We start from the raw sequence: 24,053 nt of genomic DNA on the forward strand, positions 1-24,053 counted from the left end.
CATGGGAAGTAACAGCCTCTACGGCCCGCTGGATCCCGCGCCGGACGCGGGCTACCCGGACGCGCCACCGCGGATGGGGTTCTTCACCGACACCAGCGTCTGCATCGGCTGCAAGGCGTGCGAGGTGGCCTGCAAGGAGTGGAACGGTGTCCCCGACGACGGCTTCGACCTGCTCGGCAGCTCGTACGACAACACCGGCGGGCTGAGCGCGAACTCGTGGCGGCACGTCGCCTTCATCGAGCAGCCCGCGGTGGACGCCCTCGCGGCCGCCGGAACCACCGGGCCGCAGTTCCTCGGCATGCCCGGCAAGGACCTGCCGGGCCGGACCCTGGACGCGCCGCGCACCGACTTCCGCTGGCTGATGATGTCCAACGTCTGCAAGCACTGCACGCACGCCGGCTGTCTCGACGTCTGCCCGACCGGCGCCCTGTTCCGCACCGAGTTCGGCACGGTGGTGGTGCAGGAGGACATCTGCAACGGCTGTGGCTACTGCGTACCGGCCTGCCCGTACGGTGTGATCGACCGGCGCGAGGACGACGGCCGGGCCTGGAAGTGCACGCTCTGCTACGACCGGATCGGCGACGGGCTGACGCCCGCCTGCGCGCAGGCCTGCCCGACGCAGTCCATCCAGTACGGCGAGCTCGACGAACTGCGCGGCCGGGCCCGCGAGCGGGTCGAGCGGTTGCGCGGGCAGGGCGTCACCGAGGCCCGGCTGTACGGGCACGATCCGGAGGACGGCGTGGGCGGCGACGGTGCGTTCTTCCTGCTGCTGGACGAACCCGAGGTGTACGGGCTGCCGCCGGACCCGGTCGTGTCCACCCGCGACCTGCCGGCCATGTGGAAGCGGGCCGGGCTGGCCGGCCTGGCGATGGCGGCGGCGGTCGCCGTGTCCTTCCTGGGTGGGCGGTCATGAGCCCCAAGGGGTCCAGGGGTGACCGGCCGATGGTGCCGCCGGCCGACTTCCGCTCCTACTACGGCCGGCCCGTCGTCCGCCCGGCGGTCTGGACCCACGACGTCGCGGCGTACCTGTTCACCGGTGGGCTCGCCGCCGGATCCGCCCTGCTCGCGGCCGGCGGGGACGCCACCGGCCGGCCCGCGCTGCGCCGCGCCGGCCGTACCACCGCGCTGGGCGCCCTGCTCGCCAGCACCTACTTCCTGGTCGCCGACCTGGGCCGTCCGGAACGCTTCCACCACATGCTGCGGGTCGCCAAGCCCACCTCGCCGATGTCGATGGGCACCTGGATCCTCAGCGCCTTCGGCGCCGCCGCCGGGGTCTCCGCCGTCGCGGAGGCCGCGCCGCTGCTGCCGGCTCCGGTCGGCAGGCTGATCACGCCGCTGGGCACCGCCGGCCAGTACGCCGCCGCGGCCACCGCTCCCGCGCTTGCCACGTACACCGCGGTGCTGCTGTCCGGCACCGCCACGCCGAGCTGGCACGCGGCGTACCCCGATTTGCCTTTCGTCTTCGCCGGCAGCGCCCTCGCCAGCGGCGCCGGCGTCGGCCTGCTCGGCGCGCCGGTATCGCAGGCCGGGCCGGCCCGGCGGATGGCCGTGCTCGGCGCGGCCCTGGAACTCTACGGCGCGCACCGGGTGGAGACCTCGAAAGGCATCCTCAGCGAGCCCTACACGCAGGGCCGGCCCGGCCGGCTGCTGCGCGCCGGCCGGGCGCTGACCGCGCTCGGCGTGGCCGGCGCGCTGCTCGGCCGGCGCAGCCGGGTGGTGTCCGGGCTGTCCGGCCTGTCGCTGCTCGCCGCCTCGCTGGCCACCCGTTTCGGCATCTTCGAGGGCGGCATGGCCTCGGCGAGGGACCCGAAGTACACGGTCGTCCCCCAGCGGGAGCGGCTGGCTCGCCGGGCCGCGGCTGACTGATCTCAGGGGGTGCAGGGCATCGGTTCGCCCTCGACCAGGCTCAGGTGCGCACTCCAGTCGTGTCCGGCGGGATCCTTCGGGTCGGGCATCTGGAAGATGACGATGTGCAGAGTGGTGCCCGGCGGCATGAGATCCGGCCGGATGGTCATCCGCTGCTCGTCGGCGCCCCACTCCGGGGAGACCACCCTCGGCAGCTTGGGCGATCTCACCTGGCCGGTCTCGGCGCAGCCACCGGCCTCCCCGGGGCCGAGCCGCTTGAACTCGACCTTCGCGGGCACCCCGGCCTTGCGCAACGTCCCGGACAGGCCCTCCGGGTCCTGAAGCTGCCGGACGGTCAGCGTGACCGAACCGTCCGGCTGCGACTCGACCGACCAGGCCACCGACTCCATCCGGGGCGGTGTGCCGGTGGGGATTCCCAGGATCAGACCGGCGGCGACCGCCGCCACCGCGAGGCCGGCCGCCGGGGCCACCCGCCGCCGGCGGCGCAGGGTCCGGCCGCGGGCGCTGACGGCGGCTACGTCCGGGCCCATCCGGACGGGAGCCAGTTCGTCGCGGAGGTGGCCGTACACCTCGTCGTCGGTGATCATCGCAGCGGCTCCTGTTCGGTGGCGGTACCCAGGTGGATGCGCAGTGCGCGGGTCGCCCGGGAGAGATGGGCGCCGACGGTCCCGGTGGCGATCCCGAGGGTCCGCGCGGTCGTCTCGGCGTCGAGGTCGAGCAGCACCCGCAGCGCCACGACCTCGCGTTGCCGCTTCGGCAGGGCCTTGAGCGCGGCCATCAGCCGGGCGTCCGGCACGGTCTCGGACGTCACGGCCTGGTCCGGGCGGTCGCGCTCGGGCACGTCGGCCGTGTGGACCTCCCGGCGGCGGCGCCGCCACCAGGAGATGCGCGTGTTGAGCGCGGTACGCACCACCCATGCCACAGGCGCCGGGTGCTGGGCGACCTTGGACCACGACGACCAGGCCCGGGCGAACGCTTCCGCGACCAGATCCTCCGCGAGGTGGCGGTCGCCGACCACGACCAGCACAGCTCGTAAACAGTGATCGCCGGCCGCCTGGTAGAAGGCCGCGAAGTCTCCCGGTTCCTGTTCCACGATCTCTTCACGCCCGAGGGCGGTCCTCCGCTTACCTGTCCGCCGGCCCGGTCCGATTTAAGGTTCTTTAAGGCGAAAACGCTTGAGTACGCATCGACGAGCTGCTTTATTTAACTGTCTTTACCGGAATCCCCCGTACGGTATCGAGGTCATCCCCATGCACAGACGCACCCTGCTCACCGCCGCCCTGTCCACCACCGTCGTCGGTACGCTCGGCGCCGTGGGCATCAGCCAGGCGTCGGCCGCCACGCTGGACCCGAACCTGCCGCCCGGCGGCAACTTCGACCTGTCGATCTGGTCGCTGCAACTGCCGACCGGCAGCCCCGGCAAGCCCGACACCATCCCGCCGGCCCGGCTCAAGGGCGCTTCCGGATACACCGATCCCGCCTTCTTCTGGACCGACAAGAACGACGGTTCGATGACGTTCTGGGCGCCGGAGAAGGGCGTGACCACGCCGAACTCGAAGTATGCCCGCTGCGAACTGCGCGAGATGAACCCCAACGGCAGCGCCGCGGACTGGGCCCTGGCCGGCAACCACACGCTCAGCGCCCAGCTGCGGGTCGTGTCGGTCACCAAGAACGTCGCCGTCGGCCAGGTGAAGCTCGGCACCGGCGGGACGTCCACCAAGCCGCTGGCCGAGCTCTACTACCGCCCGAACGGCGACATCTATCTCGGCACCCAGAACTCGCCGGACGCCAGCGGGCAGACGCTGCACAAGGTCGGCAACGTGGCGCTCGGCGTGAAGTGGACCTACGTCCTCAACGTGACCGGCAACCGGCTCAACCTGACCGTCAACGGTACGCGCACCGGCTACTCGATCCCGTCGGCGTTCAGCCCGTACCGGCAGTACTTCAAGGCCGGCTCGTACAACCAGTCCTCGTCGGAGAGCACCACCAACGGCGCGAAGGTGAAGTTCTACAGCCTCACGGTCAAGCACGGCTGAACCAGGCGTCAAGCGCGGTGTGCCCGCTCGAGGTGGTCCCTGATCTCGTCGATGCCGCGCTCGACGCGGGCCCGCACGTGCGCGGCCATGGGGTGCGGAAGCACGTCGGTCAGCCAGACGAGGCGGCTCGCCTCGCCCTCCTCGAACACCTGGAACGCGGCGTGGTGATAGGTCAGGGGCAGCCGCTGGCCGCCGGTGACCGTGTACGCCATCCGGCGCGCGTCATGGTCGACCGCGACGATCAGTTCACGGACCTCGGCTCCGTCCGGCATGGTCAGGATCCGTACGGCACCCTCGACGCGGGCGTCGGCGACGCGGTGCGGCAGCAGCCGCCGGTGCACCGCGCCGACGTCGGCGATGGCGTCCCACACCTGAGCGGCGGGTACGCCGATGACGGTTTCGACGCTCACCGTTGCCATCCGTCCTCCACGGGACCGACCCTAGCGGGTCTACCGGCCGGCTACTGCGCGAGGAACCGGTCGAGCGCGGCGACGACGGCGGCCGGGTTCTCCTCCGCCATGTGGTGGCCCGACTCGATCGGCAGGCCGCGGACGTCGTCCGCCCACGACCGCCAGATCGCCAGCGGGTCGCCGTAGAGGTCCTCCATGTCGTCGCGGGTGGACCACAGGAACAACGCCGGGCATCCGACGGTGCGCCCGGCCCGGCGGTCGGCCTCCTCGTGGTCGCGGTCGACGCCGAGGCCGGCGCGGTAGTCCTCCAGCATCGCGCGCACGGTCGCCGGGTCGTGGATGGCGGACCGGAACTCCTGGTAGTTGTCGAGGCCCATGGCTTCCGGGTCGGCGGTGTACCAGGCGTCGGGGTCGGCCATGATGGCTCGCTCCGGCTTGTCCGGCACGGCGAAGAAGAACCAGTGGTACCAGTCGCGGGCGAACTTCGCGTCGCAGCGGGCCAGGGCCTCGCTGATCGGTACGCCGTCCATCACGACCAGGCGGCGTACCGCCCGCGGGTGGTCGAGGGCCAGCCGCAGCGCCACGTAGCAGCCGCGATCGTGGCCGGCGACGGCGAACTCGGTGTGTCCCAGGTGGCGCATCAGCGTTACCAGGTCTCGCGCGACGGCCCGTTTCGACTGCTGGGAGTGGTCCGGGCGCAGCGTGGCCTTCCCGGAGCTCCCGTAGCCGCGCATGTCCGGGCAGACCACGGTGAAACCGCGTTCGACCAGTTGCGGTGCGACCCGATGCCAGGTGGCGCCGGTGCGGGGATGACCGTGGATCAGCAGCACCGGTGGCCCTTCACCGGCGTGCCGTACCCGCAGCTCCACCTCACCGACGCCGACCCGTTCGTCCTTGAATCCCTCGAACATGGAGCAGCTGTTACCCAGATCAGCCCAGAAGTGACGCCAGGTTGCCGGCGAACACGCCGACGACCACCAGCACCGCGACGACGAATCCGACGATGCCGAAGCCGCGGGCCACACCGGGCTGCGGCGACCCGTCCCTGGTCAGCCCGGCCAGCCACGCCGCCGCGGCGCCGAGGACGGCCGGTGCGCCGGACCACCACACCGGCAGCGTGACCAGGGCCAGCGAGCCCAGGACGATCGCGCCGACCCGGGCCCGGGCCGGGTCGCGGATCAGCGGCAGCGCGACGGCGAGGGCGACGAGCAGCCCGATCCCGCCGACCACGGCGATGCTGACGATGCTCTCCACCGGTCCCTCCGGCCGGTATGGATCACTGTCGGTGAACAGGATGTCGGCGACCCGGAAGGCGAGGTTCGCGACGGTGGAGAGCAGGAACGCTCCACCGACCAGAACAGACGCGGAGAGGCCGCGAGAGGTGCGGTGTGAGGTGGTGTACGACATCGGAGAACCTCCTTGGTGAATGACGGACTGGATTCACCGTGCGCGCCGGGATGTCCCGGGCACCAGTCCCGCGAAGTCCCGGGCCGTCCCGCGCCGCTGTGACCGCCGCGACGAGTGCTGCACGATGGACCTGTGAACGACGCCGTCGTAGTCCACCGCGGAGTGTCCGGACCGGTCGCCGGTGCGGCGCTGGCGACCGCGGCGGGCGCGGCACCGGGCCTGCTCGGCCTCGGCGAGACCACCCTCCCGACCGGCGCCCTGTACGGCCTGGGCTGGCCGGCGTTCGGCATCGCCGCCGCGCTGCTGCTCGACCGCGACCCGCGGTCCCGTCTCGGCCGGGCCCTCGTCGCGCTCGCCGTCGTCCCCGCGATCGTCACCATGACGGCGCTCGGCGCGCCATCCGGCTGGCAAGCCGTCGAACAGCGCTGGCAGCGGTTCGCCGTCCCGCTGATCGTCGCCGCCCTCGCGGTGATCGCCTGGAGCGTGGACATCGCCGCCGACCGGATGTCACGGCGCCGCCTGGTCTGGCTGGTCGCCGGGTCGGCCGCGCTGGTGGCCGCGGTCCTGGCCGCGTTCTCGTCCGGCGGCTCGCGGGTGGCCGCGGTGGTGACGACCCTCGGCCTGTGGGGCACCGCGGCCCTGATCTGCCGGCTGGCGACGATGCGCGAGCTGCGCCCGGTCGACGAACCGCTCGTCGACGCCGCGGTCGCGGCCGCCACGCTGCTGATCGGCGCCGGTGTCGGCACCCTGGTCCGGATCGGCGGCGAGCACACCGGGGTGCCCCGGCCCGACGTCTCCGGGGCGTTCTCCGCGGTGGTGGCGGCGGTGCTCTTCCTGCCGGCCGGGCTGTGGCTGCGCCGCCAGTTCCTGACCCGGCGGTACGGCCCGGGCGCCCTGTCCGCGGCCGACGTCGCCGAGATCACCGCCGACCTGCACACCCGTACCGAGGATCCGCGTGAGCTGCTGGGCAAGGCCGCGGCCATGGTGGCCGCCGCCAGCGGGCACCGGCAGGTCGGCCTGGTCGTCGGCCCGGACCTGCCCGACGTGCCCGGGCACTGGGCGCTGTACCCGCTGACCGTCGGCGGCGACCGGGTCGGCAGCCTCTACCTCGAGCCACGCCACCCGGAGGGCCCCGAACCGCGCCAGGAGCGCATCGTCCGGCAGCTGCTGCCGACGGTGTCGCTGGTCGCGAAGGCCGTCGACCTGGCCGTCGAGGCCGGCCACGCCCGCCGGGATCTGGCCCGCGAACGCGACACCGAGCGCGCGCGGATCCTCGGCGACCTGCACGACGGCCTCGGCCCGGTGCTCGTCGGCATGAGCATGCGGGTCCGCGCCGAACTGCGGCACCGGCCGTCCCCGGTCCTCGAAGCCCTGGCCGGCGATCTCGCCGACTGCCGCAGCGACCTGCGCCGCATCGTCTCCGGCCTGACCCCGTCGGTCCTGGACGACGGTGATCTCGCCGCGGCCCTCGACCGCCTGGCCGGCTCGTTCGCCGGGCAGGGTCCGGAGGTGACGCTCGGCAGCGACCTGGACGCGCGCCTCGCTCCGGAGATCGCGGTCGCGGTCTACCGGTCGGTCGCCGAGGGCCTCACCAACGCGCTACGGCACGCCCACGCGCAGCGGGTCGCCGTGCAGGTACGCACTACTCCCGACCGCACGGTGCTCGTCGAGGTCACCGATGACGGTGTCGGTGGCCCGTTCGCCCCGGGCGTCGGCCTGTCGTCGCTGCGGCGCCGCGCGGAGGAGCTCGGCGGCACCCTGCATGTCGCCGCGGGCGCCGGCCGGGGCACCCGGCTGCGGGTGGAACTGCCGGCCGGCGACGGGGCGGCCGGATGATCCGGGTGCTGGTGGCCGACGACCACCCGATCGTGCTGGCCGGCCTGTCCGCGCTGGTCGAGTCCGATCCCGGCCTGGAACTCGTCGCCGCGGTCCGCTCGGCCGCCGAGGCCCTCGCGGTCACCGCCGGAGCCGACATCGCCGTGCTGGACCTGCGGCTGCCCGACGGCGACGGCATCAGCCTCGGCGCCGCCCTCAAACAGCGCCGGCCACGCCTGCGGGTCCTGCTGTTCACGATGCACGCCGACGACCAGTCCGTGGTACGCAGTCTCGGTTCCGGCCTGGACGGCTACCTGCTGAAGGACTCCGATCCGGAGGACGTGCTCGCCGCGATCCACTCGGCCGCCCGCGGTGCCCTGGTGCTGGGCCGGGGTGCGCAGGCCGCTGTGGTGGCGGCCACCCGCGCGGCGCCGCCGCCGGCGAGCCTTGCGGCCCTGGATTCTCGCGACCTGGAGATCCTCGAACTGCTCGTCCGGGGACTGTCGACAACCCAGGTGGCGGCGCGGTTGTTCCTGGCACCGAAGACGATCCGGAACCGGATCTCGGAGATGCTCGGCAAGCTCGGTGTTGCCAGCCGCGAGGACGCCATCGCTCTCGCCCGGGCGTGCGGGCTGGGCTGAGCCGGGCTGCTGCGTCCCGCATCAGCCCGGCGGTCGCGCTGCGGCCGCGACCGGGCGGGTGGCCGCGCTGGTCGCGGCGGGAGGTGTGGTTTCAGTGACCGGGTAGGGCGTACCAAAAGGGTTTTATCGAATGCGCAGGGTGACGTCGCCGCGGCGCGGGACCAGCTCGCCGATCACGGGGTGGCCGGGGATCTCGCCGGCGATCAGCAGGCCGCCGGAGGTCTGCGCGTCGGCCAGGAGCAGAAGTTCGTCCTCGGGAGTGCGGCCGGGATCGGTGTGCGGGCGCACCCAGTCAAGGTTGCGGCGGGTGCCGCCGCTGACGTAGCCGTCGTCCAGTGCCTTGCGCGCGTCCTCGAGGTAGGGGACGGCGGCCGCGTCGACCACGGCCGTGACCCCGCTGGCGCGGGCGAGTTTGTGCAGGTGGCCGAGGAGGCCGAAGCCGGTCACGTCGGTGGCGCAGGTGACCCCGGCCGCTGCGGCGGCAACGGCCGCGTCCCGGTTGAGGGTCGTCATCGCGGCGATCGCCTGCGGGAACACCTCGCCGGTGGCCTTGTGGCGGCTGTTCAGTACGCCGATCCCGAGCGGCTTGGTCAGGGTGAGCGGCAGCCCGGCGGTGCCGGCGTCGTTGCGCGTCAGACGGGCCGGGTCGGCGATGCCGGTGACCGCCATGCCGTACTTGGGTTCCGGGTCGTCGACGCTGTGCCCGCCGGCCACGTGGCAGCCGGCCTGCCGGGCCACGTCCAGGCCGCCGCGCAGCACCTCGGCGGCCAGTTCCATCGGAAGCTTCTCGCGCGGCCAGCCGAGCAGGTTGACCGCGACGACCGGGGTGCCGCCCATCGCGTACACGTCGGACAGCGCGTTGGCGGCGGCGATGCGGCCCCAGTCGTAGGCGTCGTCGACGACCGGGGTGAAGAAGTCGGCGGTGGCGACGACGGCGGTGCCGGCGGCGATCCGCACGACCGCGGCGTCGTCGCCGTCGTCCAGCCCGACCAGCAGCTCGCCCGGGCCGGCCGGCGCGGCGCCGCCGATCAGCCCGGCTACCACGCCCTCCAGCTCGCCGGGCGGGATCTTGCAGGCGCAGCCGCCGCCGTGCGCGTAAGTCGTCAGCCTCGTCACCCTGGCACTGTCGCACAGCTGCGGACCCGGCGCCGCCGGGGCGACATCACGTTCCAGCCCGGCGACGGTACGCCGATGCGGTTACGGTGATCGGCGGAGGCGTTCAGGTGGCTGGTGCTCCTCGCGGTCTTCAAAACCGTTGTGGCCCGGTATCCGGGCCGGGCGGGTTCGATTCCCGTCCGCCTCCGCCAAACGTCGACATCGGAGAGGAAGCGGGCGTGGATCCTCGGCGGCGCGTACCCCGTACCGATGCGGTCCTGGAAGATCCGCGCCTGCGTGCCGCCGAGGATCGGCTCGGCCGGGCCACGGTCAAGGCCGCGGTCGTCGCCGCCCAGCAGCGCGCGAGGCAGGGTGAGCTCGCGCCCGCCGCCGTCGCGGACGCCGCGGTGGCGGCGCTTCCGGTCACCGCGGGCGGCCTGCGCCCGGTCCTCAACGCCACCGGCGTCGTCCTGCACACCAACCTGGGCCGGGCCGCGCTGTCCCCGGCGGCGGCCGAGGCGATCGTCGCGGCCAGCGGATACACCGATGTGGAGCTGGATCTCGGCACCGGGCGGCGGGCCCGGCGCGGGCGCGGCACGATGGCCGCGCTGGCGGCCGCGGTGCCGGACGCGGGCGAGGTGCACGTGGTGAACAACGGCGCGGCCGCCCTGGTGCTCGCCGCGACCGTGCTGGCCGCCGGGCGGGAGATCGTGGTCAGCCGCGGTGAGATGGTGGAGATCGGTGACGGGTTCCGGCTGCCGGACCTGCTGGAGTCCACCGGGGCCCGGCTGCGCGAGGTGGGCACCACCAACCGCACGTCGGCCGCCGACTACGCCGCCGCGATCGGGCCGCGCACCGGGTTCGTCCTGAAGGTGCACCCGTCGAACTTCGTGGTGCGCGGCTTCACCAGCGCCGCGGGGATCGCCGAACTGACCGGGCTGGGCGTGCCGGTGGTCGCCGACATCGGCTCCGGCCTGCTGCGGCCCGACCCGCTGCTGCCGGACGAGCCGGACGCGGCCGGCACCCTGCGGGCCGGCGCCGACCTGGTGGTGGCCAGCGGCGACAAGCTGCTCGGCGGCCCGCAGGCCGGGCTGCTGCTCGGTGACGCGGACCTGGTGGAGCGGCTGCGGCGGCATCCGCTGGCGCGGGCGTTGCGGGTGGACAAGCTGACGCTCGCGGCGCTCGCCGCCACGCTGGGCGGGCCGGTCACGCCGACCTGGGCGGCGCTGCGCGCCGACCCGGAGACCCTGCGCTCGCGCACCCAACGCCTGCGCGACCAGGTGGGCGGGGACGCCGAGGTGGTCGCGTCGGTCGCGGTCGTCGGTGGGGGCGGTGCTCCGGAGCTCACGCTCGCCTCGTGGTCGCTGTCTCTGCCAGCGGGGTACGCCGAATCGCTGCGAACCGGGGATCCGCCGGTGCTCGGACGCGTCGAACGCGGCCGGTTGCTGCTCGACCTGCGGTGCGTGCCGCCATCCGCCGACGCCGAGGTCGCCCGGGCGGTGCTGGCCGTCGCCGGCGGTCCGAGTGCCGGTCCCGGACGCTGACGTGCACGTCGTCGCGACCGCCGGCCACGTCGACCACGGCAAGTCCACGCTGGTCCGGGCTCTGACCGGGATGGAGCCGGATCGCTGGGCCGAGGAACGCCGCCGGGGCATGACCATCGACCTCGGCTTCGCCTGGACCACCCTGGACTCCGGGGCGACTGTCGCGTTCGTGGACGTGCCGGGCCACGAACGGTTCGTGCCGAACATGCTGGCCGGTGTCGGCCCGGTGCCCGCGGCGATGATCGTGGTCGCCGCCGACGAGGGCTGGATGCCGCAGTCCGCCGAGCACCTGGCCGCCCTGCACGCCCTCGGCGTACGGCACGGCCTGCTGGTCGTGACCCGCGCCGACCTGGCCGACCCCGGCCCGGCCGTCGAGGCCGCGTCCGCCCGGATCGCCGCGACCTCGCTCGAGGCGGTCGAGGCGGTGGCGGTCAGCGGGCGTACCGGTGCGGGCCTCGACGATCTGCGGGCGGCCCTGGACCGCCTGGCCGGTGCCCTGCCGGCGCCCTCGCTCGCGGATCCGGTCCGGCTGTGGATCGACCGGTCGTTCACCATCCGAGGCGCGGGCACGGTGGTGACCGGGACCCTGGGCTCGGGTTCGCTGCGTACCGGCGACGAGCTGGAGCTGACCGGGGCGTCCCGGCCGGTCCGGGTCCGCGGCCTGCAGAGCCTCGGCGAACCGGCCACCGACGTCGGGGCCGTCGCGCGGGTGGCGGTGAACCTGCGCGGCGTCGACCGGGACCAGGTCACCCGGGGCGCCGCGCTGCTCACTCCGGGCCGGTTCCGGCTCACCGACCTGATCGACGTCCGGGTGCACGGCGACCCGGTGGCCGCCCTGCCGGTGACCGTCACCCTGCACGCGGGCTCGGCCGCCGTGCCGGTCCGGGTTCGTCCGCTCGGTGTGGACACCGCCCGGCTGCGCCTGGACCGGCCGCTGCCGCTGCGGCTCGGTGACCGGGCGCTGCTGCGGGATCCGGGCCGCCATCACGTCGCCGGCGGGGTCACCGTCCTCGACGTGGCGCCGCCCGCGCTGACCCGGCGCGGCGCGGCCGCCCGGCGGGCTCTCGAGCTGGACCGGATGATCGGCGTTCCCGACCTGGCCGGCGAGCTGCGCCGGCGCCGGCTGATCCGGGGCGACGAGCTGCGGCGGATGGGCTTGGCGGACGTGGGGGATCCGGTGGCCGGCGATTGGTTCGCCGACCCGGAGCACTGGGCCGGCCTGGCGAAACGGCTCGGGGACGAGGTGGCCCGGCACGCCGCCGGCGACCCGCTTTCGCCCGGCGCGCCCCTGGAGGATCTGCGGCACCGCCTGGGGCTGCCGGACCGGTCCCTGGTGGAAGCCCTGGTCCGGCCCCCGCTGCGGCTGTCCGGCGGCCGGGTCGGTACGGGACAACCGGGCGTGCCCCGGGAACTCGTCGCGGCCGTGGCGAAGGCTTTCGACCCGGACCGGCCGTTCGCGGCGCCGGAGGCGAACCGGCTCGCCGAGCTCGGCCTGGGCGCGCGGCAGATCGGTGCCGCGGTGCGGGCCGGCCTGGTCGTGCGGATCGCGGACAACGTGCTGCTGCCGCCCGGCGCCCCGGACCGGGCGGCCGGCGTGCTGGCCCGGCTGCCGCAGCCGTTCACGCTCAGCGACGCGCGCCGGGCCCTGGACACCACCCGCCGGGTGGCCGTGCCGCTGCTCGAACTGCTGGACCGGACCGGGGTGACCGAGCGGCTGCCCGACGACCGGCGGATCAGCCGGCCTGGTTGATCCGGACCATGTTGCCGGCCGGGTCCCGGAACGCGCAGTCGCGCACGCCGTACGGCTGGTCCATCGGCTCCTGGACCACGTCCGCGCCGCTGGCCTGGAGCTTCTCGAAGACGTCCTCGAGGTCGGGGGTGCTCAGCACGATGCCCGCGTAGGTGCCCTTGGCCATCAGCTCGGCGATGGTGCGGCGCTCCTCGTCGGTGATGCCCGGGTCGGCGGCCGGCGGGTGCAGCACGATCGACGTCTGCGGCTGGTTCACCGGGCCGACCGTGATCCAGCGCATGTCGCCGTACCCGACGTCGCCGCGCACCTCGAAGCCGAGCGCGTCCCGGTAGAAGGCCAGCGACTGCTCGGGGTCGTCGGCCGGCAGGAACGTGTTGTGAATGGTGACGTTCATGCCTGCGATGCTAGGTGCGTCCGGGTGGGCGTGGCTTCTCTGTTCCTGATCGGTCGCATCACCTGCTTGGCGAGGCAGCTGGGCAGCCCTGCGGCGTCGCCGACCGCGATCCGCCGGTAATCGCTCGGTGAGATCCCGACCAGCTCGGAGAAGCGCGTGCTGAACGTGCCGAGCGACGAGCAGCCGACCGCGAAGCAGACGTCGGTGACCGACAGGTCGCCGCGGCGCAGCAGGGTCATCGCGCGTTCGATGCGGCGGGTCATCAGATAGCTGTACGGCGATTCGCCGAACGCCGCCCGGAACTGCCGGCTCAGGTGCCCGGCGGACATGTGCACGCCCCGGGCGAGGGCCTCCACGTCGAGCGGCTGCGCGTAGTCCCGGTCGATCCGGTCGCGGACACGGCGCATCAGAACCAGCTCGCGCAGGTGCGGGTCGTGGTTACCGGTCACCCGCACAGCGTGCCCGGTGAAGCCGCCCGGTGCCAACCCGTGCCGTCAGCGTTCCCCGGCGAGCAGGCCGACGAGCGCGGCGGTCCGCTCGCCGGTCCATCCGGGCGGCGGCGCGATCTGCGCCCAGGCGGCGGCCGGTGCGGTGCCGAAGTTGTGGCCGTGACCGGCGGGAACGTTGTTCGCGAACGCCATGTCCGCCGAGACCTGCCAGAACGTCACGAACGGGTACCAGCGCACGGCGGGCAGCACGTCGGAGCCGCGCGGCTCGGCGAGCCAGTCCGGGCGGCTCACCATCAGCCGCGGCGACCACCAGGTGATCGGGTCGGACGGGTACTGGAGATACACCACGCGCGGCACGGGCCACATGTATCCGGCGCGGTTCAGGCCGGCCGGGTCGGCGGCGAACCGTACCGTCTCGCCCTGCTCGTAGACCGGCAGCACCGCGCGGGTGCCCGGCTCCCGGTCGCCGACGAGGTCGCCCCAGAGCTGGTTGCGGTTCGGCGGACCGATCAGCAGCATGCCGTCGGTGCGGTTGCGGATGTCCGCGACCCCGCTGAACGCGGCCTCCGCACCGAACGAGCCGAGGCTCTCCCCGAGGACCAGCAGCTTCGGCCGGCCGGCGGCGGGCAGCCGGGACCACACCCCGTAGACGGCGTCGAACAGGTCGCGCCCGGCGTCGCGGGCCCGCTCCTTGTCGACCAGGAACGAGATCGGGCTCGGCAGATACGAGTACTGCGTCGCGACCAGCGCGGTGTCACCGTGGTACAGGTACTCGAGCGGATCCGCCGCCAGCTCGTTGACCCAGCCGGTGCCGGTGGTCGTGATCAGACAGAGTACCGCCCGGTCGAAGGCGCCGGTCCGTCGCAGCTCGCGGACCGCCAGCGCGGCCCGTTCCCGCGACGAGGCGGCCGCGTTCATGCCGACGTAGACCCGGACCGGCGGCTGGGCGCCGGGACCGCCGAACCGTTCCAGCTCGGTGACGTCCGGCCCGCCGCCGATGAAGTTCCGGCCCTGGTTGCCGAGGGACTCCCAGGACACCAGGGAACCGGGGCCGCCGGAGCGCAGCCGGTCCGCCGGGGCGGCCTGGTCGGGCCGGATCTCGCCGTTGAGCGTACGGAAGGAGGCGTCCGCCGCGCTGAACGCCGCCCGCAGCACCACACCGTCGAGCAGCCCGAGCAGCAGCAGTACCACCGCGACCACGGCCAGGGCCCGAGCGGCCGCGGCCGGTACCCACCGGCCGAGCAGCGCGGCCAGCCACCGCGCGGCCCGGCGCAGCAGCCGGACCAGCCCCACCCAGCCCGCTCCGGTCAGCACGGCGATCGGCAGGACCAGCACGTAACCGAACGCCGGCGGTGGATCCATGCCGATCAGCCGGTGTATCTGGGCCTGCCAGCGGGCGCCGAGGAACAGGACGACGATCGCGACCGGGGCCAGGCCGGCGAGCACCTGCCAGGCCCGGCGGTGCGGGACCGCCGGGGTACGCCCGGACAGCTGCCGGGCCAGCCAGACGCCGAGTGTGCCGATTCCGTACCCGATGGCGGCGAGGAGCCCGCTGATCAGTCCCTGGAACAGGTAGCCGCGGGGGAGTAGCGACGGCGTCAGCGACAGGCAGAACATGACCGTGGCGCCGGCCAGCCCGGAGTAGGTGTACCGCCGGCGGTGCAGCCACATTCTCATCCGGCGATCGTCGCGGGACCGGGCGGGCACAACCTCATCCGCGACGGATGAGGTGGCACCGGCCCCCGGATCCCTACCGTCAGCGACCAGAACGTGTGCCATGTCGGCACCGCAAACCTATCTTCCTAGGATGGCTTAGCGGGAGTGCGCGGCACCATTGCTGGGTAAGACTGGCCGGGTGTGATGCGGTATCGGGATAGGGCGGGTGAGGTCGACATGGCCACGAGAGACACGCGTCGGGAGTTCGACGAGATCGTCGGTCGGCTGACCGCCGACTACCCCTCACTGACCCGGCCGGTGCGCGTATTGCCCCGGCGCGTTGTACGGATCCTGCTGGCGGTCGGGGGAGGGCTGCTCTGGGCCGGCCTGTCGGTGCTGATGGTCGTCGCCGGTACGGTCGGCGTCGTCATCACCTGCCTGATCGTCGGGGCGGTCCTGGCCGTCGCCCTCACCACCGCACGCCGCCGGCGCCCGCCCCGCTCGGGCGGTTGAGCGAGCCGCGCTACGAACCGCCGCGCGCGTCGAGCGCGGCGACTCGGCGGACCCCGGCGGTCAGCCGGTAACTGGCGTCGAGCAGTTCCTCGATCTCGTCCCAGTCGGTGTCCTCGTCCAGGTCCACACCGACCCATCCGGCCGTGCCCAGGTAGGCAGGCAGGTAGCAGCGTTCCTCCTCGAGCAGCGCCTCGCGGTCACCCGGACCGGGCAGGACCAGCACCGAATGGTCGTGCTGGCGGTAGACGCCGCCGACCTTCACGGATCCGCCGTAGTAGGCGAAGACCTTCGTGGTGTAGAAGGCCGGCCGCCCGTGCGAGACCTTCTCCGCCGCGTCCGGGAAGTCCAGGGCGACGGCGCGGACCCGGCCCAGCATCGGATCGGCGTCGTCGAACATGATGGGGTGCGCCACATTGGAAGGTAACCACAAGCCCGGCCGCCTCGCGTACCGTAATAACCTATCTTCCTAGGATGCTCTAGAGGCAGTGACCCACTGGAACGACCGCCCTACAGGCGGGCTGACGACCCATAGGCATCTCTGCTCAGCCGGATCAGCTCGTCCAAGCCGGCCGGCGGGTCGTCGCGCCACCAGGCGAGCCGGACCTCGATGCGGGGCGCGTGGCGCAGCATCCGGTAGGCGACTCCCGGCCTCGGGTTCTGGTTGGCGGTCGCCTCGGAGGTGACACCCACCGCCTGGCCTGCGGCGATCAGCGTGAGCCACTCGTCTACGCCGTGCGTGGCCCGCACCGCCACCGGGCCCGGCCCCGGGTCCCACAGGTCCAGGGTGGTCGTTCCGGTGCGGTCGTCGATCGCGACGGTGTAGCGGGCCAGGTCGTCGATGCGCACGGTCCGCCGCCGGGCCAGGGGATTGTCGGTGGCCACCGCGGCGCACCGCCCTTCGGTGCCGATCAGTGCGGTCGCGAAGCGCGGATCCGGCAGCGGCCGGCGGACGACGGCGACGTCCGCGGTGCCTTCGCTCAGGCCGGCGGTGATGGTGTTGGACTGCACGAACACCAGGGGAGCGCCGGTCCAGGCCCGTTGCAGGCGGCGGGTGTGCTTGCCGAGCGCGGCCCACGCGTAGCCGACGCGCAGTTCGCCGCGGGACTGCTCGGCGATGCGCTGGAGATGGGCGACCTCGTCGAGGACGCGCCGCGCCGCGGCGAGGACCTGGGTGCCGCGTGCGGTGAGCGCGACGTGCCGGGTGGAGCGTTCCAGTACGCGTACGCCCAGCGCGCTCTCCAGTGCCGCGATCGACCGGGACACCGCCGCCTGCGACACGTCGAGTTCCGCGGCCGCGTCGGTGAACGTCCCGGCGTCCACCACGGAGATCAGCGCCCGCAGATGCCGCAGTTCGACATTCATGCGCCGAGCGTATAACCGGTGCGCGGAGCGTATTTCTCTCCGCCGCCGGTTCGCGCCGAGACTGTGGCGGTGAGTCAAGAACGCCTGCTCAGCGGGCTCGCCACGATGATCGGCAGCGCGGCCAGCAACCAGGTCGGCGCGGCGGCCGGTGCGCACGCGTTCCCGGCGATCGGCCCGGCCGGGGTGGTGGCCGTGCGGCAGGTGGTGGCCGCGGCGGTCCTGTTGCCGGTGGCCCGTCCCGATCCGCGCCGCTTCACCTGGGCGCAGTGGTGGCCGACGCTGCTGCTCGGGCTGGTCTTCGCGATCATGAATCTGAGCCTGTACACGGCTGTCGACCGGGTCGGTCTCGCGCTCGCCGTCACCCTGGAGTTTCTCGGTCCGCTCGCGGTGGCGCTGGCCGGCTCGCGTACCGGGAAGGATCTGCTGTGTGCCGCCGGTGCCGGCGTCGGTGTCTACGTGCTGGTGCTGCCGGACGCGGCCAGTGACTGGGCGGGCATCGGGTCGGGCCTGGTCGCGGCGGCCTGCTGGGCGGCGTACATCCTGCTCAACCGGCTGGTCGGTGCCCGGCTGCCGGGCTTGCAGGCGCCGGCGGCGGCCACCACGGTGTCGGCGCTGCTGTATCTGCCGGTGGTGCTGGTGCTCGCCGCGCGGGGCGGGTTGACCGCGACCGCCCTGCTGTTCGCCGTCGGTGCGGGCGTCTTCTCCTCGGTGGTCCCGTACGCCGCCGACCTGATCGCCCTGCGCCGCGTCCCGGCCCGCTTCTTCGGTGTGGTGATGAGCGTCCACCCGGTCTTCGCCGCTCTGGCCGGCCTGGTCCTGCTCGGTGAGACGCTGCGGTCCCACGAGTGGCTGGGGATCGTGGTGGTGGTCACGGTGAACGTCCTGGCGGTCAGTCCGGCGGGTGTCCGCCACTCCGGCGCCGTCTTGCCGGCGCCGGGGGAGCGGCCTGGCATATGTTCTGGTGGTGACCTTGCCGAGTGATCTCATCCGTCACGGGTGGACCGCCGAGGAACTGCAGCACAGCACGGCCAACGAGATCACCGGTGGGGTGTGGCGGGTGCGGCGCGACGGTGACACCGCGATCCTGAAGCTGGCGACGCCGCGGCGGGCCGGTGCGGCGGCACATCTGGCGGCCAGTGACGAGCCGGGGCATTTCAACTACTGGCGGCGGGAGCCGCTGGCGTACGCGGCGGAGTTTCCGGGCTCGGCGTTCGCCGACGGCGGGCTGACCGGGCCGCTGTGCTACGGGATCCAGGACCGGGCGGACGGTTCGGTGGCGTTGTGGCTGGAGGATGTGGCCGGGACGGCGGGTATGTCGCTGGGGGCGGCGGAACTGGGCGATGTCGCGTACCGGATCGGCGTCGCTCAGGCCGGCTGGCTGGGGAGGCCGCCGCGCATTCCCTGGCTGGCCCGGGATTTCCTGCGTGAGTACACGCTGGCCCAGCCGGTGCCGGCCGGCCTGGACTGGGATCATCCGGCCGCGCTGGCGGCCTGGCCGCCGGCGTTGCGTGCCGGGCTGCGGCGGATGTGGGAGCGCCGGCACGAGTTGCTGGCGGCGGCGGATGCGCTGCCGCGCACCCTGTGCCATCACGACCTGTGGCCGATGAATCTGATCGGTTCCGGTCGTGGGCCGGTCCTGCTCGATTGGGCGTACGCGGGACCCGGCGCGATCGGTGAGGATGCGGCGAATCTGGCCCTGGATACGTTCTGGGACGGTCTCGCCGACGCTTCGTCGCTGCCGGAGGTCCTGGAGACGGTGACCGGTTCGTATGTCCGGGGTCTGCGTGGGGTGGTGGGGGAGGACCTGGTGCGGCGGGCGGTGCGGGTCACCGGGGCGGCCAAGTACTTCTGGCTGGCGCCGCGGATGCTGGCGTCGGCGTGGAGCCGGCCGCGTGCCGGTGGTTATGACCGGCGCGAGCTGGTGGAGATGTTCGAGGGCCGGGCGCCGGTGTTCCAGGTGATCGTGGACTGGGCCGATCAGGCTCTACCATCCTAGGACGCCCTACAGGACGTGCGGCAAGCCGCACCGGTCAAAACCCAAAGGACGGCTTCGCCGACAACCCGAAAACGGGACGACGACGCTTGCCGGAGCCGGGTAGGGTGTCGCTCGTGACTGCCGGGTCGGCCTTGAGCCATTACCGAGTGGGGCACCCGGCCGGCGCGTGACCGCCCGGCGGCCGCCCCGGTCGCCTGTTGCCCGTGGCCCGCCTTCTTTCCGTCGCCTTGCCATGCCTTCTCGCGCTCGCCCGCGGCCGTTGCCCGGCGAGCAATGCGTGCGACTCATCCCTGTGCAAGATCAAAAGACGTGAAAGTTGAGAATGCCGAACGATTTCAATACCTCTGTCATCGAGGAGTTCCGGGCTAACCGCGGTGTGGTCGGTGGCATGTTCGAGGGTGCTCGTCTGCTGCTTCTGACGACGACCGGTGCGCGTACCGGCCGGCCGCACACGGTGCCGCTCGGCTATCTGCCGGACGGCGGCGAGCGGATGCTGGTGATCGGCTCCGCGGGTGGGTCGCCGCGTGATCCGGCCTGGTTCCACAATCTGCTGGCCGATCCGGTCGCCACCGTCGAGGACGGGACGTTCACCTACGAGGTCACCGCTGAGGTGCTGGCCGGCGCCGAGCGGGAGGAGGCGTTCGCCCGGGCGGTGGAGCAGGATCCGGGCTGGGCCGAGTACGAGCAGAAGTCCGGCCGCGAGTTGCCGGTGGTGGCGTTGACCGTCGTGCCGGGCCCGCCGCGCGTCGTTGTCGCCGCGCCCAGTGGGTTCTTGAAGCTGGTGCACGACGCGTTCCGGCGGGAGCTGGCGCTGATCCGTGCCGAGGTGGCGCGGTCGGGTCCGGTGCTGGGCGCGCAGTTGCGGGTGAACTGTCTGAGCCTGTGTGCCGGCCTGCATGGTCATCATGTGCGTGAGGACCAGGGCTTGTTTCCCGGTATCGAGGTTCAGCGGCCGGATCTGGCGCCGGTGGTGGCCGAGTTGCGGGCCGAACACGACAAGATCGCCGAGTTGATCGCCCGGCTGCGGGAGGTGCTCACCGATCCGGGTCTGGAGCGGTCGGCGCTGGCCGCTGAGGTGGACCGGCTGACCCGGCAGCTCGAGTCGCATCTGGATCACGAGGAGGAGGCCCTGCTTCCGGTCCTCGACGCGATGTGACGCTCGTGGTGCCGGCGTCCCCCCGTGGATGCCGGCACCACGGTGGTCATCTGAAGTCCGGTCCCGGCCCGCCCGGCCGGCTGTTCCCAGTCCTCTTGGCGGCCGAGGGCGGTCATGTCGAGGAATCCGTACGCCCCGCCGGTCTGCTCGGTGCCCCGGCCGAACGTCGAGTAGGCGTGGAAGACCTGGTCGTCGTCGCGCAGGAAGCAGCTCATGCCGGGTTGTTCCATCGGCTGGCTCGCGGTGTCGAGCATCCAGTCCATTCCGGCGGCGCGCAGTTCGTCCGCGTCGCGGTAGTTGAACTGGATCGGTGTGACGGACGCGTCGAGGGTGACGTGGAAGTCGTAGTTGAAGTCCGAGCCGTGGGAGGAGTACAGCTGGATCCGCCAGCCTCGCTTGGCCCGGTACTTCTCCAGTTTCGCCAGTGGTGCGCGGGCGATGACGGCGTATTCGGTGTCGCGGGCGTGCAGGTGCCGCAGGAGTCCTCCCAGTCGGGGTGGAATCGGAATCCTCGTGACGAATGGGTCTGGCGTTGGCGCAGTTCGGTGCTTGCTGCTCGCTCATTCCGTCGTTGCATGGCGCCAGACTTTGATCGATGACAGGAGCAGGAGTAGGGCGAGGCCGGGCACGAGGATGGCTTCGGGGTGGACGCCGAGCGGGAGTCCGCCGAGCACGGTTCCGGCTATCGAGAGAGCGATGCCGAGGCGAGCGTGGCAGCGTAGGACGGTGAAGCTGCCGTCGCGGCTGTAGCGGGCAAAGGCGACGAGCATGGTGGGCAGGGAGACGGCGAGGGAGAGACTGCCGGCGACTTTGATGTCGGTGCCGAACAGCAGCACGATGGTGGGGATGAGGAGCTCGCCGCCGGCGACGCCCATGAGGGCGGCGACGGTGACGGCGGTGGGCAGGGCGGTGAGGACCACGACGAGGCTGAGGGCCTTGTTCAAGGATGACGGCCTGCAGGGCGGCGAATCCGAACAGCATGGTCAGGGTGTCAGCGACGCCCCGGCCGAAGATCTGCCCTTCTTCTCACTCCCCATATCGAGGTTTTCGATCCGTCAAAGCGCGGGCCAATAGGCGCTGGATAACTTACGCCATGCACATTTCACGGGGGTCACGGACCCAGCGAATCAAGTCCGTTTTGGCGGCTTCCATTGTCGGCGTCGGCGCGCTGGTCGCGCTCACTCCGGCCGCCGCGCAAGCATACCCGGTCAACTGCACCACGCGGCTCTATCAGCCGAACGGCGGCGCTTTGGCGGAGTGCACCGCGGGGACCGGCCGGTTCCGGGTTATCGCCTCCTGCCAGGACAATTACTACAAGTACGTCATCTCCAAGTTCTACGGTGCCTGGTCCTACCCGTACCCGGGCGCGTACAGCAGGTACTACTGTCCTACCGGGACGACGGTCATCAAGGCTGACGTCGACTTGAGCAACTCCTAGGCTGCCGCACCGCCAGTAGGTCGCCGGGAGGGGTCCCGCCCTGAGCTCGAATGCCGGGGGGACCCCTCCTCGTTTCACTCCGGATCGGCTCGAGGCGGGATTCGTTTAAGGGTCATGTCGTCGGGACTTGTGCTGCGGAGCCGGGCCAGCTGGGGTCTGACGGCTATGATGCGGCGGCGAAGTGGATGCTGGATGGTCGGTCATGGGGTGCGCAGGCCGGCGTAGGTGGCACGGGAACCGCCGGTGGCTTTGGACTACTTGGCGGCAGCGCCCACGGATAGGCCGATCTGTTCGGCGAGTAGTGCTGGTGGCATCTGGGCGGCCCGGTGGGTGAGGCGTTGGCCGAAGAGCAGGGCAAGGACGGCCGCGAGGCGTGCGGGCGGATCGTCAGGCAGGTCGCGCAGCAGCCGCTGGGCCAGGGCGAGCCGGTCTCGGTCGTCCATCATCGCGAGCAGCGCGGGTAGCGCGAGCAGCGGTTGTGAGCGGCGATCCGGCAGTCTGTGCGGCCGCATTCGGCGCAGGTGCCGGTCATGGACCGGATCTGCCGAAGAACGACGGCGGCACGGCCGACGGTGGCAGCGGCGTCTCGCCCACGGTCTTCTTACGGGCTGCACGTTTGGCCGGTCGGGTCGCCTTGGCCGGGTCCGGGGTGGCGGCGAGGTCCGTGAGCTGGCAGTCGAGAATGTCGCAGAGCGCCAGGATCAGCGGGATCGTGACCCGTTCCGGGGTCTCGGCGACCAGCCGGTAGACCTGGGAACGTGACAGGACGATGCCGCGGTCGGCCAGCGGCTCGATGAGGTCGGAGGTGGAGAACATGCCGCGCACCGCCATGAGCTCGCGTAGCTTCCACTCGAACGCCGGCCCGCCGGCCCGCCGGTCATGAGGTTGCTCCTTGCTCGCTGTCGTCGTCCCACGTCAGGCCCAGGCTCTGGTAGAGCACCCGGTCCTTGAAGTCGTCCGACAGTGCGGTGTAGACGGCTGTCGTGGCGACGTGAGTGTGCCCGAGCTGGTCCTGCACCAGCGCCATCGGCCAACCCATCTCGATCAGCGTCGTCGCGTACGTGTGCCTCAGACAATGCGGGTTCAGGTACGCGGGCAGCCCCGCTTCGTCCCGGATCGCCGCGAAGCGCAGGTTGATCTGCCGCGGCGTGAGAGGAACAGGGCCGCGTCGCGGTGCGCCTTTGCGGTGAACTCCGCGGCGTTGCGCGCCCGCGCGTCCACCGTGCCGAAGAACTTGTCCAGGTGGGCCCGGCTCAACGGCCGGTTGGCGTCCGGGCGTCCCTCGTAGTCGCCCTTGTGCCGGATGAGGTTCAACTCGTGCGTCACCCGCGCCGGCGTGGCGTCGAAGCCTTCCAGCATCGCGTCGAACACCGCCTGCGGCAGGTCCATGTGCACCACAGCGGAGTCCAGGAACGCTGCCGCGCCAAGATTCGGCCCGGACGCCCGCTGCGCCCGAGCAACCGTCAACGCCGATGCGCCTCGTACCCTGCAACGCATCGTTCTCGCATCGGATGCAACATGCGAGAGCTGATCGACAGCAGCTGACCTCCGTGATCTACTGACCTGCCGCCAGTCGGGCCTGCATCGCGAGGTCGAGTTGTTGCATGCGGATCGTTACGCGGCGACCTTTTCGCGTGCCGGGACGCGGGCGAGCAGGGCCGTGAAGATCAGCCCGAGGGCGGTCCAGAGGACGACCTGGGTGCCGAGTGAGGAGATCCGGAAGTCCCACAGCAGGGTGGCCGGGAACGTGTCGGGTACCTCGTCGAAGGTGGGCAGGAGCAGGTGGGCGACGGTGACCACGGCCAGGAAGCCGATGGTGGCGGCGAGGGCGCGGCGCCAGTCGTCGGTCTGGGTGCGGGCGGCGAGGACGGCGGCCCAGACCGCGACCAGGCCGAGCACGACGACCGCGAGGTAGGCGATGGTGCGCTGGTTGATGGTGGCCGGGTCGCCGACGGCGGGCGGGTTGGGCGGGTATTTGAGGTAGGGCACCAGGACGTAGCCGAGCAGCGCGGCGGCGGTGAGGCCGAGGGCGGCGCGGGTGTCGGTGGTGTGCAGGCGGCGGCGTAGCAGGGTGTACGCGGTGGCGAGGATGCCGCCGAGTGCGACGCCGTACAGGCCGGTGGCGAGGAACAGTCCGGCGCCGGATTGGGTGTCGCGGCTGATCTCGGCCTGGTCGCCGTGGCTGTGGCCGGCGGCCGCTTCCTCGATGGCGATGGCCGCGTCGATGTGCGGTTCACCGAAGAGGTAGGCGAAGCCGCCGGCGAGCAGTCCCGCGATCAGGCCGGCGAGCAGCCCCCGGAGCAGGAGTGGTGCGTAGCCGACCTTCAGTGGCACGGAACACCGAGCAGGTGCCGGCCGTCGTGCATGAGCTCGTGCAGGAGCATGCCGCTCTGGGAGACGGCACCCTGGTCGAAGGCGACCAGGTAGGCGAGCAGCAGCAGGAGGCCGGTCACGCCGGTGGCGGTGGCGAGGACCTTGCGGGAGATGGCCGGTACGGCGAGGGGCTGTGCCTTGGGCACGGTGGG

The 24,053-nt window shown here is 72.4% G+C and carries 30 protein-coding genes, 1 tRNA gene and 1 pseudogene; 13 read left to right on the top strand and 19 right to left on the bottom strand.

Annotation, left to right across the window (positions count from 1 at the left end; genetic code table 11):
- Window position 1 precedes the first annotated feature (1 nt).
- Together I4J89_RS30855 and nrfD are read left to right on the top strand one after the other, a co-directional pair.
- Window positions 2–913, top strand: a complete 912-nt coding sequence (locus tag I4J89_RS30855) for a 4Fe-4S dicluster domain-containing protein (protein WP_230859879.1) — start codon at window positions 2–4, stop codon at window positions 911–913.
- A complete protein-coding gene (gene nrfD, locus I4J89_RS30860) occupies window positions 910–1,866 on the top strand; it encodes an NrfD/PsrC family molybdoenzyme membrane anchor subunit (RefSeq protein WP_196417636.1) in 957 nt (318 codons plus the stop codon). The genes I4J89_RS30855 and nrfD overlap by 4 nt, the downstream gene beginning before the upstream one ends.
- A 2-nt stretch (window positions 1,867–1,868) precedes the next feature.
- Here nrfD and I4J89_RS30865 read toward each other — a convergent pair whose 3' ends face one another.
- Entirely contained in the window at window positions 1,869–2,453 is a 585-nt protein-coding gene (locus tag I4J89_RS30865; RefSeq protein ID WP_196417637.1) for a hypothetical protein, read from the bottom strand.
- Entirely contained in the window at window positions 2,450–2,959 is a 510-nt protein-coding gene (locus I4J89_RS30870) for a SigE family RNA polymerase sigma factor (protein WP_196417638.1), read from the bottom strand. The genes I4J89_RS30865 and I4J89_RS30870 overlap by 4 nt, the downstream gene beginning before the upstream one ends.
- A gap of 157 nt (window positions 2,960–3,116) precedes the next feature.
- On the opposite strand from I4J89_RS30870, the gene I4J89_RS30875 reads away from it, so the two are divergent.
- Complete coding sequence (locus I4J89_RS30875; protein ID WP_196417639.1) at window positions 3,117–3,902, top strand: polysaccharide lyase family 7 protein; 786 nt, start codon at window positions 3,117–3,119, stop codon at window positions 3,900–3,902.
- 8 nt (window positions 3,903–3,910) lie between these two features.
- Here the strand turns inward: I4J89_RS30875 and I4J89_RS30880 are convergent, their stop codons facing one another.
- From I4J89_RS30880 to I4J89_RS30890, 3 genes are read right to left on the bottom strand one after another with little or no spacing between them, the layout of a single operon-like run.
- On the bottom strand, window positions 3,911–4,321 hold the full coding sequence (locus tag I4J89_RS30880) for an SRPBCC family protein (protein ID WP_196417640.1): 411 nt from the start codon (window positions 4,319–4,321) through the stop codon (window positions 3,911–3,913).
- 41 nt (window positions 4,322–4,362) lie between these two features.
- The gene (locus tag I4J89_RS30885; protein WP_196417641.1) at window positions 4,363–5,223 is read right to left on the bottom strand and encodes an alpha/beta fold hydrolase; all 861 of its coding nucleotides are present in this window, start codon (window positions 5,221–5,223) and stop codon (window positions 4,363–4,365) included.
- Between the two features lie 19 nt (window positions 5,224–5,242).
- Entirely contained in the window at window positions 5,243–5,719 is a 477-nt protein-coding gene (locus I4J89_RS30890; protein ID WP_196417642.1) for a hypothetical protein, read from the bottom strand.
- 132 nt (window positions 5,720–5,851) lie between these two features.
- Here I4J89_RS30890 and I4J89_RS51650 point away from each other — a divergent pair, with 132 nt between their 5' ends.
- Window positions 5,852–7,555 (top strand): sensor histidine kinase, encoded by a 1,704-nt coding sequence (locus I4J89_RS51650; protein WP_196417643.1) that lies wholly within the window; start codon window positions 5,852–5,854, stop codon window positions 7,553–7,555.
- Window positions 7,552–8,175, top strand: coding sequence for a response regulator transcription factor (locus I4J89_RS30900; protein ID WP_196417644.1), 624 nt, complete (start codon window positions 7,552–7,554; stop codon window positions 8,173–8,175). The genes I4J89_RS51650 and I4J89_RS30900 overlap by 4 nt, the downstream gene beginning before the upstream one ends.
- Window positions 8,176–8,298: 123 nt before the next feature.
- Here I4J89_RS30900 and selD read toward each other — a convergent pair whose 3' ends face one another.
- Window positions 8,299–9,309, bottom strand: a complete 1,011-nt coding sequence (selD, locus tag I4J89_RS30905) for a selenide, water dikinase SelD (protein ID WP_196417777.1) — start codon at window positions 9,307–9,309, stop codon at window positions 8,299–8,301.
- A 77-nt stretch (window positions 9,310–9,386) separates the two neighbouring features.
- Here selD and I4J89_RS30910 point away from each other — a divergent pair.
- The 3 genes from I4J89_RS30910 to selB all read left to right on the top strand — a co-directional run bounded on the left by I4J89_RS30910 (window position 9,387) and on the right by selB (window position 12,564).
- Window positions 9,387–9,482: transfer RNA gene (locus tag I4J89_RS30910), tRNA-Sec, on the top strand.
- A gap of 27 nt (window positions 9,483–9,509) precedes the next feature.
- Entirely contained in the window at window positions 9,510–10,814 is a 1,305-nt protein-coding gene (selA, locus tag I4J89_RS30915) for an L-seryl-tRNA(Sec) selenium transferase (protein ID WP_196417645.1), read from the top strand.
- 1 nt (window position 10,815) lies between these two features.
- Complete coding sequence (gene selB / locus I4J89_RS51305) at window positions 10,816–12,564, top strand: selenocysteine-specific translation elongation factor (RefSeq protein ID WP_196417646.1); 1,749 nt, start codon at window positions 10,816–10,818, stop codon at window positions 12,562–12,564.
- On the opposite strand, the gene I4J89_RS30925 is transcribed toward selB, so the two are convergent.
- The 3 genes from I4J89_RS30925 to I4J89_RS30935 form a co-directional block, all read right to left on the bottom strand.
- A complete protein-coding gene (locus I4J89_RS30925; RefSeq protein WP_196417647.1) occupies window positions 12,548–12,958 on the bottom strand; it encodes a VOC family protein in 411 nt (136 codons plus the stop codon). The two genes, selB and I4J89_RS30925, sit on opposite strands and share 17 nt — an antisense overlap.
- Window positions 12,955–13,365 carry a helix-turn-helix transcriptional regulator gene (locus tag I4J89_RS30930; protein ID WP_196417778.1) on the bottom strand — a complete coding sequence of 137 codons (411 nt, stop codon included), beginning with the start codon at window positions 13,363–13,365 and terminating at the stop codon, window positions 12,955–12,957. Before I4J89_RS30930 ends, I4J89_RS30925 begins: the two co-directional genes overlap by 4 nt.
- A gap of 87 nt (window positions 13,366–13,452) precedes the next feature.
- Window positions 13,453–15,084 (bottom strand): alpha/beta hydrolase, encoded by a 1,632-nt coding sequence (locus I4J89_RS30935; RefSeq protein WP_196417648.1) that lies wholly within the window; start codon window positions 15,082–15,084, stop codon window positions 13,453–13,455.
- Between the two features lie 216 nt (window positions 15,085–15,300).
- Here I4J89_RS30935 and I4J89_RS30940 point away from each other — a divergent pair, with 216 nt between their 5' ends.
- Entirely contained in the window at window positions 15,301–15,576 is a 276-nt protein-coding gene (locus I4J89_RS30940) for a hypothetical protein (protein ID WP_196417649.1), read from the top strand.
- A 10-nt stretch (window positions 15,577–15,586) separates the two neighbouring features.
- On the opposite strand, the gene I4J89_RS30945 is transcribed toward I4J89_RS30940, so the two are convergent.
- Together I4J89_RS30945 and I4J89_RS30950 are read right to left on the bottom strand one after the other, a co-directional pair.
- Window positions 15,587–15,988, bottom strand: coding sequence for an MmcQ/YjbR family DNA-binding protein (locus I4J89_RS30945; protein WP_196417650.1), 402 nt, complete (start codon window positions 15,986–15,988; stop codon window positions 15,587–15,589).
- A gap of 95 nt (window positions 15,989–16,083) precedes the next feature.
- Complete coding sequence (locus tag I4J89_RS30950; protein ID WP_196417651.1) at window positions 16,084–16,938, bottom strand: LysR family transcriptional regulator; 855 nt, start codon at window positions 16,936–16,938, stop codon at window positions 16,084–16,086.
- 69 nt (window positions 16,939–17,007) lie between these two features.
- On the opposite strand from I4J89_RS30950, the gene I4J89_RS30955 reads away from it, so the two are divergent.
- The 3 genes from I4J89_RS30955 (at window position 17,008) to I4J89_RS30965 (ending at window position 20,090) form a co-directional block, all read left to right on the top strand.
- Window positions 17,008–17,919: an EamA family transporter gene (locus I4J89_RS30955; RefSeq protein ID WP_309238539.1), complete on the top strand. Its 912-nt coding sequence runs from the start codon at window positions 17,008–17,010 to the stop codon at window positions 17,917–17,919.
- The gene (locus I4J89_RS30960; RefSeq protein ID WP_196417652.1) at window positions 17,903–18,934 is read left to right on the top strand and encodes a phosphotransferase; all 1,032 of its coding nucleotides are present in this window, start codon (window positions 17,903–17,905) and stop codon (window positions 18,932–18,934) included. Before I4J89_RS30955 ends, I4J89_RS30960 begins: the two co-directional genes overlap by 17 nt.
- Window positions 18,935–19,256: 322 nt before the next feature.
- The gene (locus I4J89_RS30965) at window positions 19,257–20,090 is read left to right on the top strand and encodes a nitroreductase/quinone reductase family protein (protein WP_196417653.1); all 834 of its coding nucleotides are present in this window, start codon (window positions 19,257–19,259) and stop codon (window positions 20,088–20,090) included.
- Here the strand turns inward: I4J89_RS30965 and I4J89_RS30970 are convergent.
- Entirely contained in the window at window positions 20,048–20,599 is a 552-nt protein-coding gene (locus tag I4J89_RS30970; RefSeq protein ID WP_196417780.1) for a DUF899 family protein, read from the bottom strand. The genes I4J89_RS30965 and I4J89_RS30970 overlap by 43 nt on opposite strands.
- A 51-nt stretch (window positions 20,600–20,650) precedes the next feature.
- A complete protein-coding gene (locus tag I4J89_RS30975; protein WP_230859880.1) occupies window positions 20,651–21,034 on the bottom strand; it encodes a TSUP family transporter in 384 nt (127 codons plus the stop codon).
- A 194-nt stretch (window positions 21,035–21,228) separates the two neighbouring features.
- Here I4J89_RS30975 and I4J89_RS30980 point away from each other — a divergent pair, with 194 nt between their 5' ends.
- Window positions 21,229–21,528: a hypothetical protein gene (locus tag I4J89_RS30980; protein ID WP_196417654.1), complete on the top strand. Its 300-nt coding sequence runs from the start codon at window positions 21,229–21,231 to the stop codon at window positions 21,526–21,528.
- 254 nt (window positions 21,529–21,782) lie between these two features.
- Here the strand turns inward: I4J89_RS30980 and I4J89_RS30985 are convergent, their stop codons facing one another.
- The 6 genes and pseudogenes from I4J89_RS30985 to I4J89_RS51655 all read right to left on the bottom strand — a co-directional run bounded on the left by I4J89_RS30985 (window position 21,783) and on the right by I4J89_RS51655 (window position 24,047).
- Complete coding sequence (locus tag I4J89_RS30985; RefSeq protein ID WP_196417655.1) at window positions 21,783–22,040, bottom strand: hypothetical protein; 258 nt, start codon at window positions 22,038–22,040, stop codon at window positions 21,783–21,785.
- A 16-nt stretch (window positions 22,041–22,056) separates the two neighbouring features.
- Window positions 22,057–22,362, bottom strand: a pseudogene (locus tag I4J89_RS30990) (helix-turn-helix domain-containing protein); the annotation flags it as partial.
- Between the two features lie 43 nt (window positions 22,363–22,405).
- Window positions 22,406–22,666 carry a tyrosine-type recombinase/integrase gene (locus I4J89_RS50015; protein WP_309238553.1) on the bottom strand — a complete coding sequence of 87 codons (261 nt, stop codon included), beginning with the start codon at window positions 22,664–22,666 and terminating at the stop codon, window positions 22,406–22,408.
- Window positions 22,612–22,995 (bottom strand): hypothetical protein, encoded by a 384-nt coding sequence (locus tag I4J89_RS50020; RefSeq protein WP_230859946.1) that lies wholly within the window; start codon window positions 22,993–22,995, stop codon window positions 22,612–22,614. Before I4J89_RS50020 ends, I4J89_RS50015 begins: the two co-directional genes overlap by 55 nt.
- Before the next feature lie 147 nt (window positions 22,996–23,142).
- Window positions 23,143–23,862: a CbtA family protein gene (locus I4J89_RS31000; RefSeq protein ID WP_196417658.1), complete on the bottom strand. Its 720-nt coding sequence runs from the start codon at window positions 23,860–23,862 to the stop codon at window positions 23,143–23,145.
- Entirely contained in the window at window positions 23,853–24,047 is a 195-nt protein-coding gene (locus I4J89_RS51655) for a CbtB domain-containing protein (protein WP_196417659.1), read from the bottom strand. The genes I4J89_RS31000 and I4J89_RS51655 overlap by 10 nt, the downstream gene beginning before the upstream one ends.
- Window positions 24,048–24,053 lie beyond the last annotated feature (6 nt).

Origin of the sequence: Actinoplanes aureus (genome assembly GCF_015704865.1) — a bacterium.
Lineage (GTDB): Bacteria > Actinomycetota > Actinomycetes > Mycobacteriales > Micromonosporaceae > Actinoplanes > Actinoplanes aureus.

Excerpts from the sequence above, each read along its gene's own strand:
- I4J89_RS30855 (WP_230859879.1), top strand. The coding sequence starts at position 2 with ATGGGAAGTAACAGCCTCTACGGCCCGCTGGATCCCGCGCCGGACGCG.
- nrfD (WP_196417636.1), top strand. The coding sequence starts at position 910 with ATGAGCCCCAAGGGGTCCAGGGGTGACCGGCCGATGGTGCCGCCGGCC.
- I4J89_RS30865 (WP_196417637.1), bottom strand. The coding sequence starts at position 2,453 with ATGATCACCGACGACGAGGTGTACGGCCACCTCCGCGACGAACTGGCT.
- I4J89_RS30875 (WP_196417639.1), top strand. The coding sequence starts at position 3,117 with ATGCACAGACGCACCCTGCTCACCGCCGCCCTGTCCACCACCGTCGTC.
- I4J89_RS30880 (WP_196417640.1), bottom strand. The coding sequence starts at position 4,321 with ATGGCAACGGTGAGCGTCGAAACCGTCATCGGCGTACCCGCCGCTCAG.
- I4J89_RS30885 (WP_196417641.1), bottom strand. The coding sequence starts at position 5,223 with ATGTTCGAGGGATTCAAGGACGAACGGGTCGGCGTCGGTGAGGTGGAG.
- I4J89_RS30890 (WP_196417642.1), bottom strand. The coding sequence starts at position 5,719 with ATGTCGTACACCACCTCACACCGCACCTCTCGCGGCCTCTCCGCGTCT.
- I4J89_RS30900 (WP_196417644.1), top strand. The coding sequence starts at position 7,552 with ATGATCCGGGTGCTGGTGGCCGACGACCACCCGATCGTGCTGGCCGGC.
- I4J89_RS30925 (WP_196417647.1), bottom strand. The coding sequence starts at position 12,958 with ATGAACGTCACCATTCACAACACGTTCCTGCCGGCCGACGACCCCGAG.
- I4J89_RS30930 (WP_196417778.1), bottom strand. The coding sequence starts at position 13,365 with ATGCGCCGTGTCCGCGACCGGATCGACCGGGACTACGCGCAGCCGCTC.
- I4J89_RS30935 (WP_196417648.1), bottom strand. The coding sequence starts at position 15,084 with ATGAGAATGTGGCTGCACCGCCGGCGGTACACCTACTCCGGGCTGGCC.
- I4J89_RS30940 (WP_196417649.1), top strand. The coding sequence starts at position 15,301 with ATGGCCACGAGAGACACGCGTCGGGAGTTCGACGAGATCGTCGGTCGG.
- I4J89_RS30950 (WP_196417651.1), bottom strand. The coding sequence starts at position 16,938 with ATGAATGTCGAACTGCGGCATCTGCGGGCGCTGATCTCCGTGGTGGAC.
- I4J89_RS30965 (WP_196417653.1), top strand. The coding sequence starts at position 19,257 with ATGCCGAACGATTTCAATACCTCTGTCATCGAGGAGTTCCGGGCTAAC.
- I4J89_RS30985 (WP_196417655.1), bottom strand. The coding sequence starts at position 22,040 with ATGCGGCCGCACAGACTGCCGGATCGCCGCTCACAACCGCTGCTCGCG.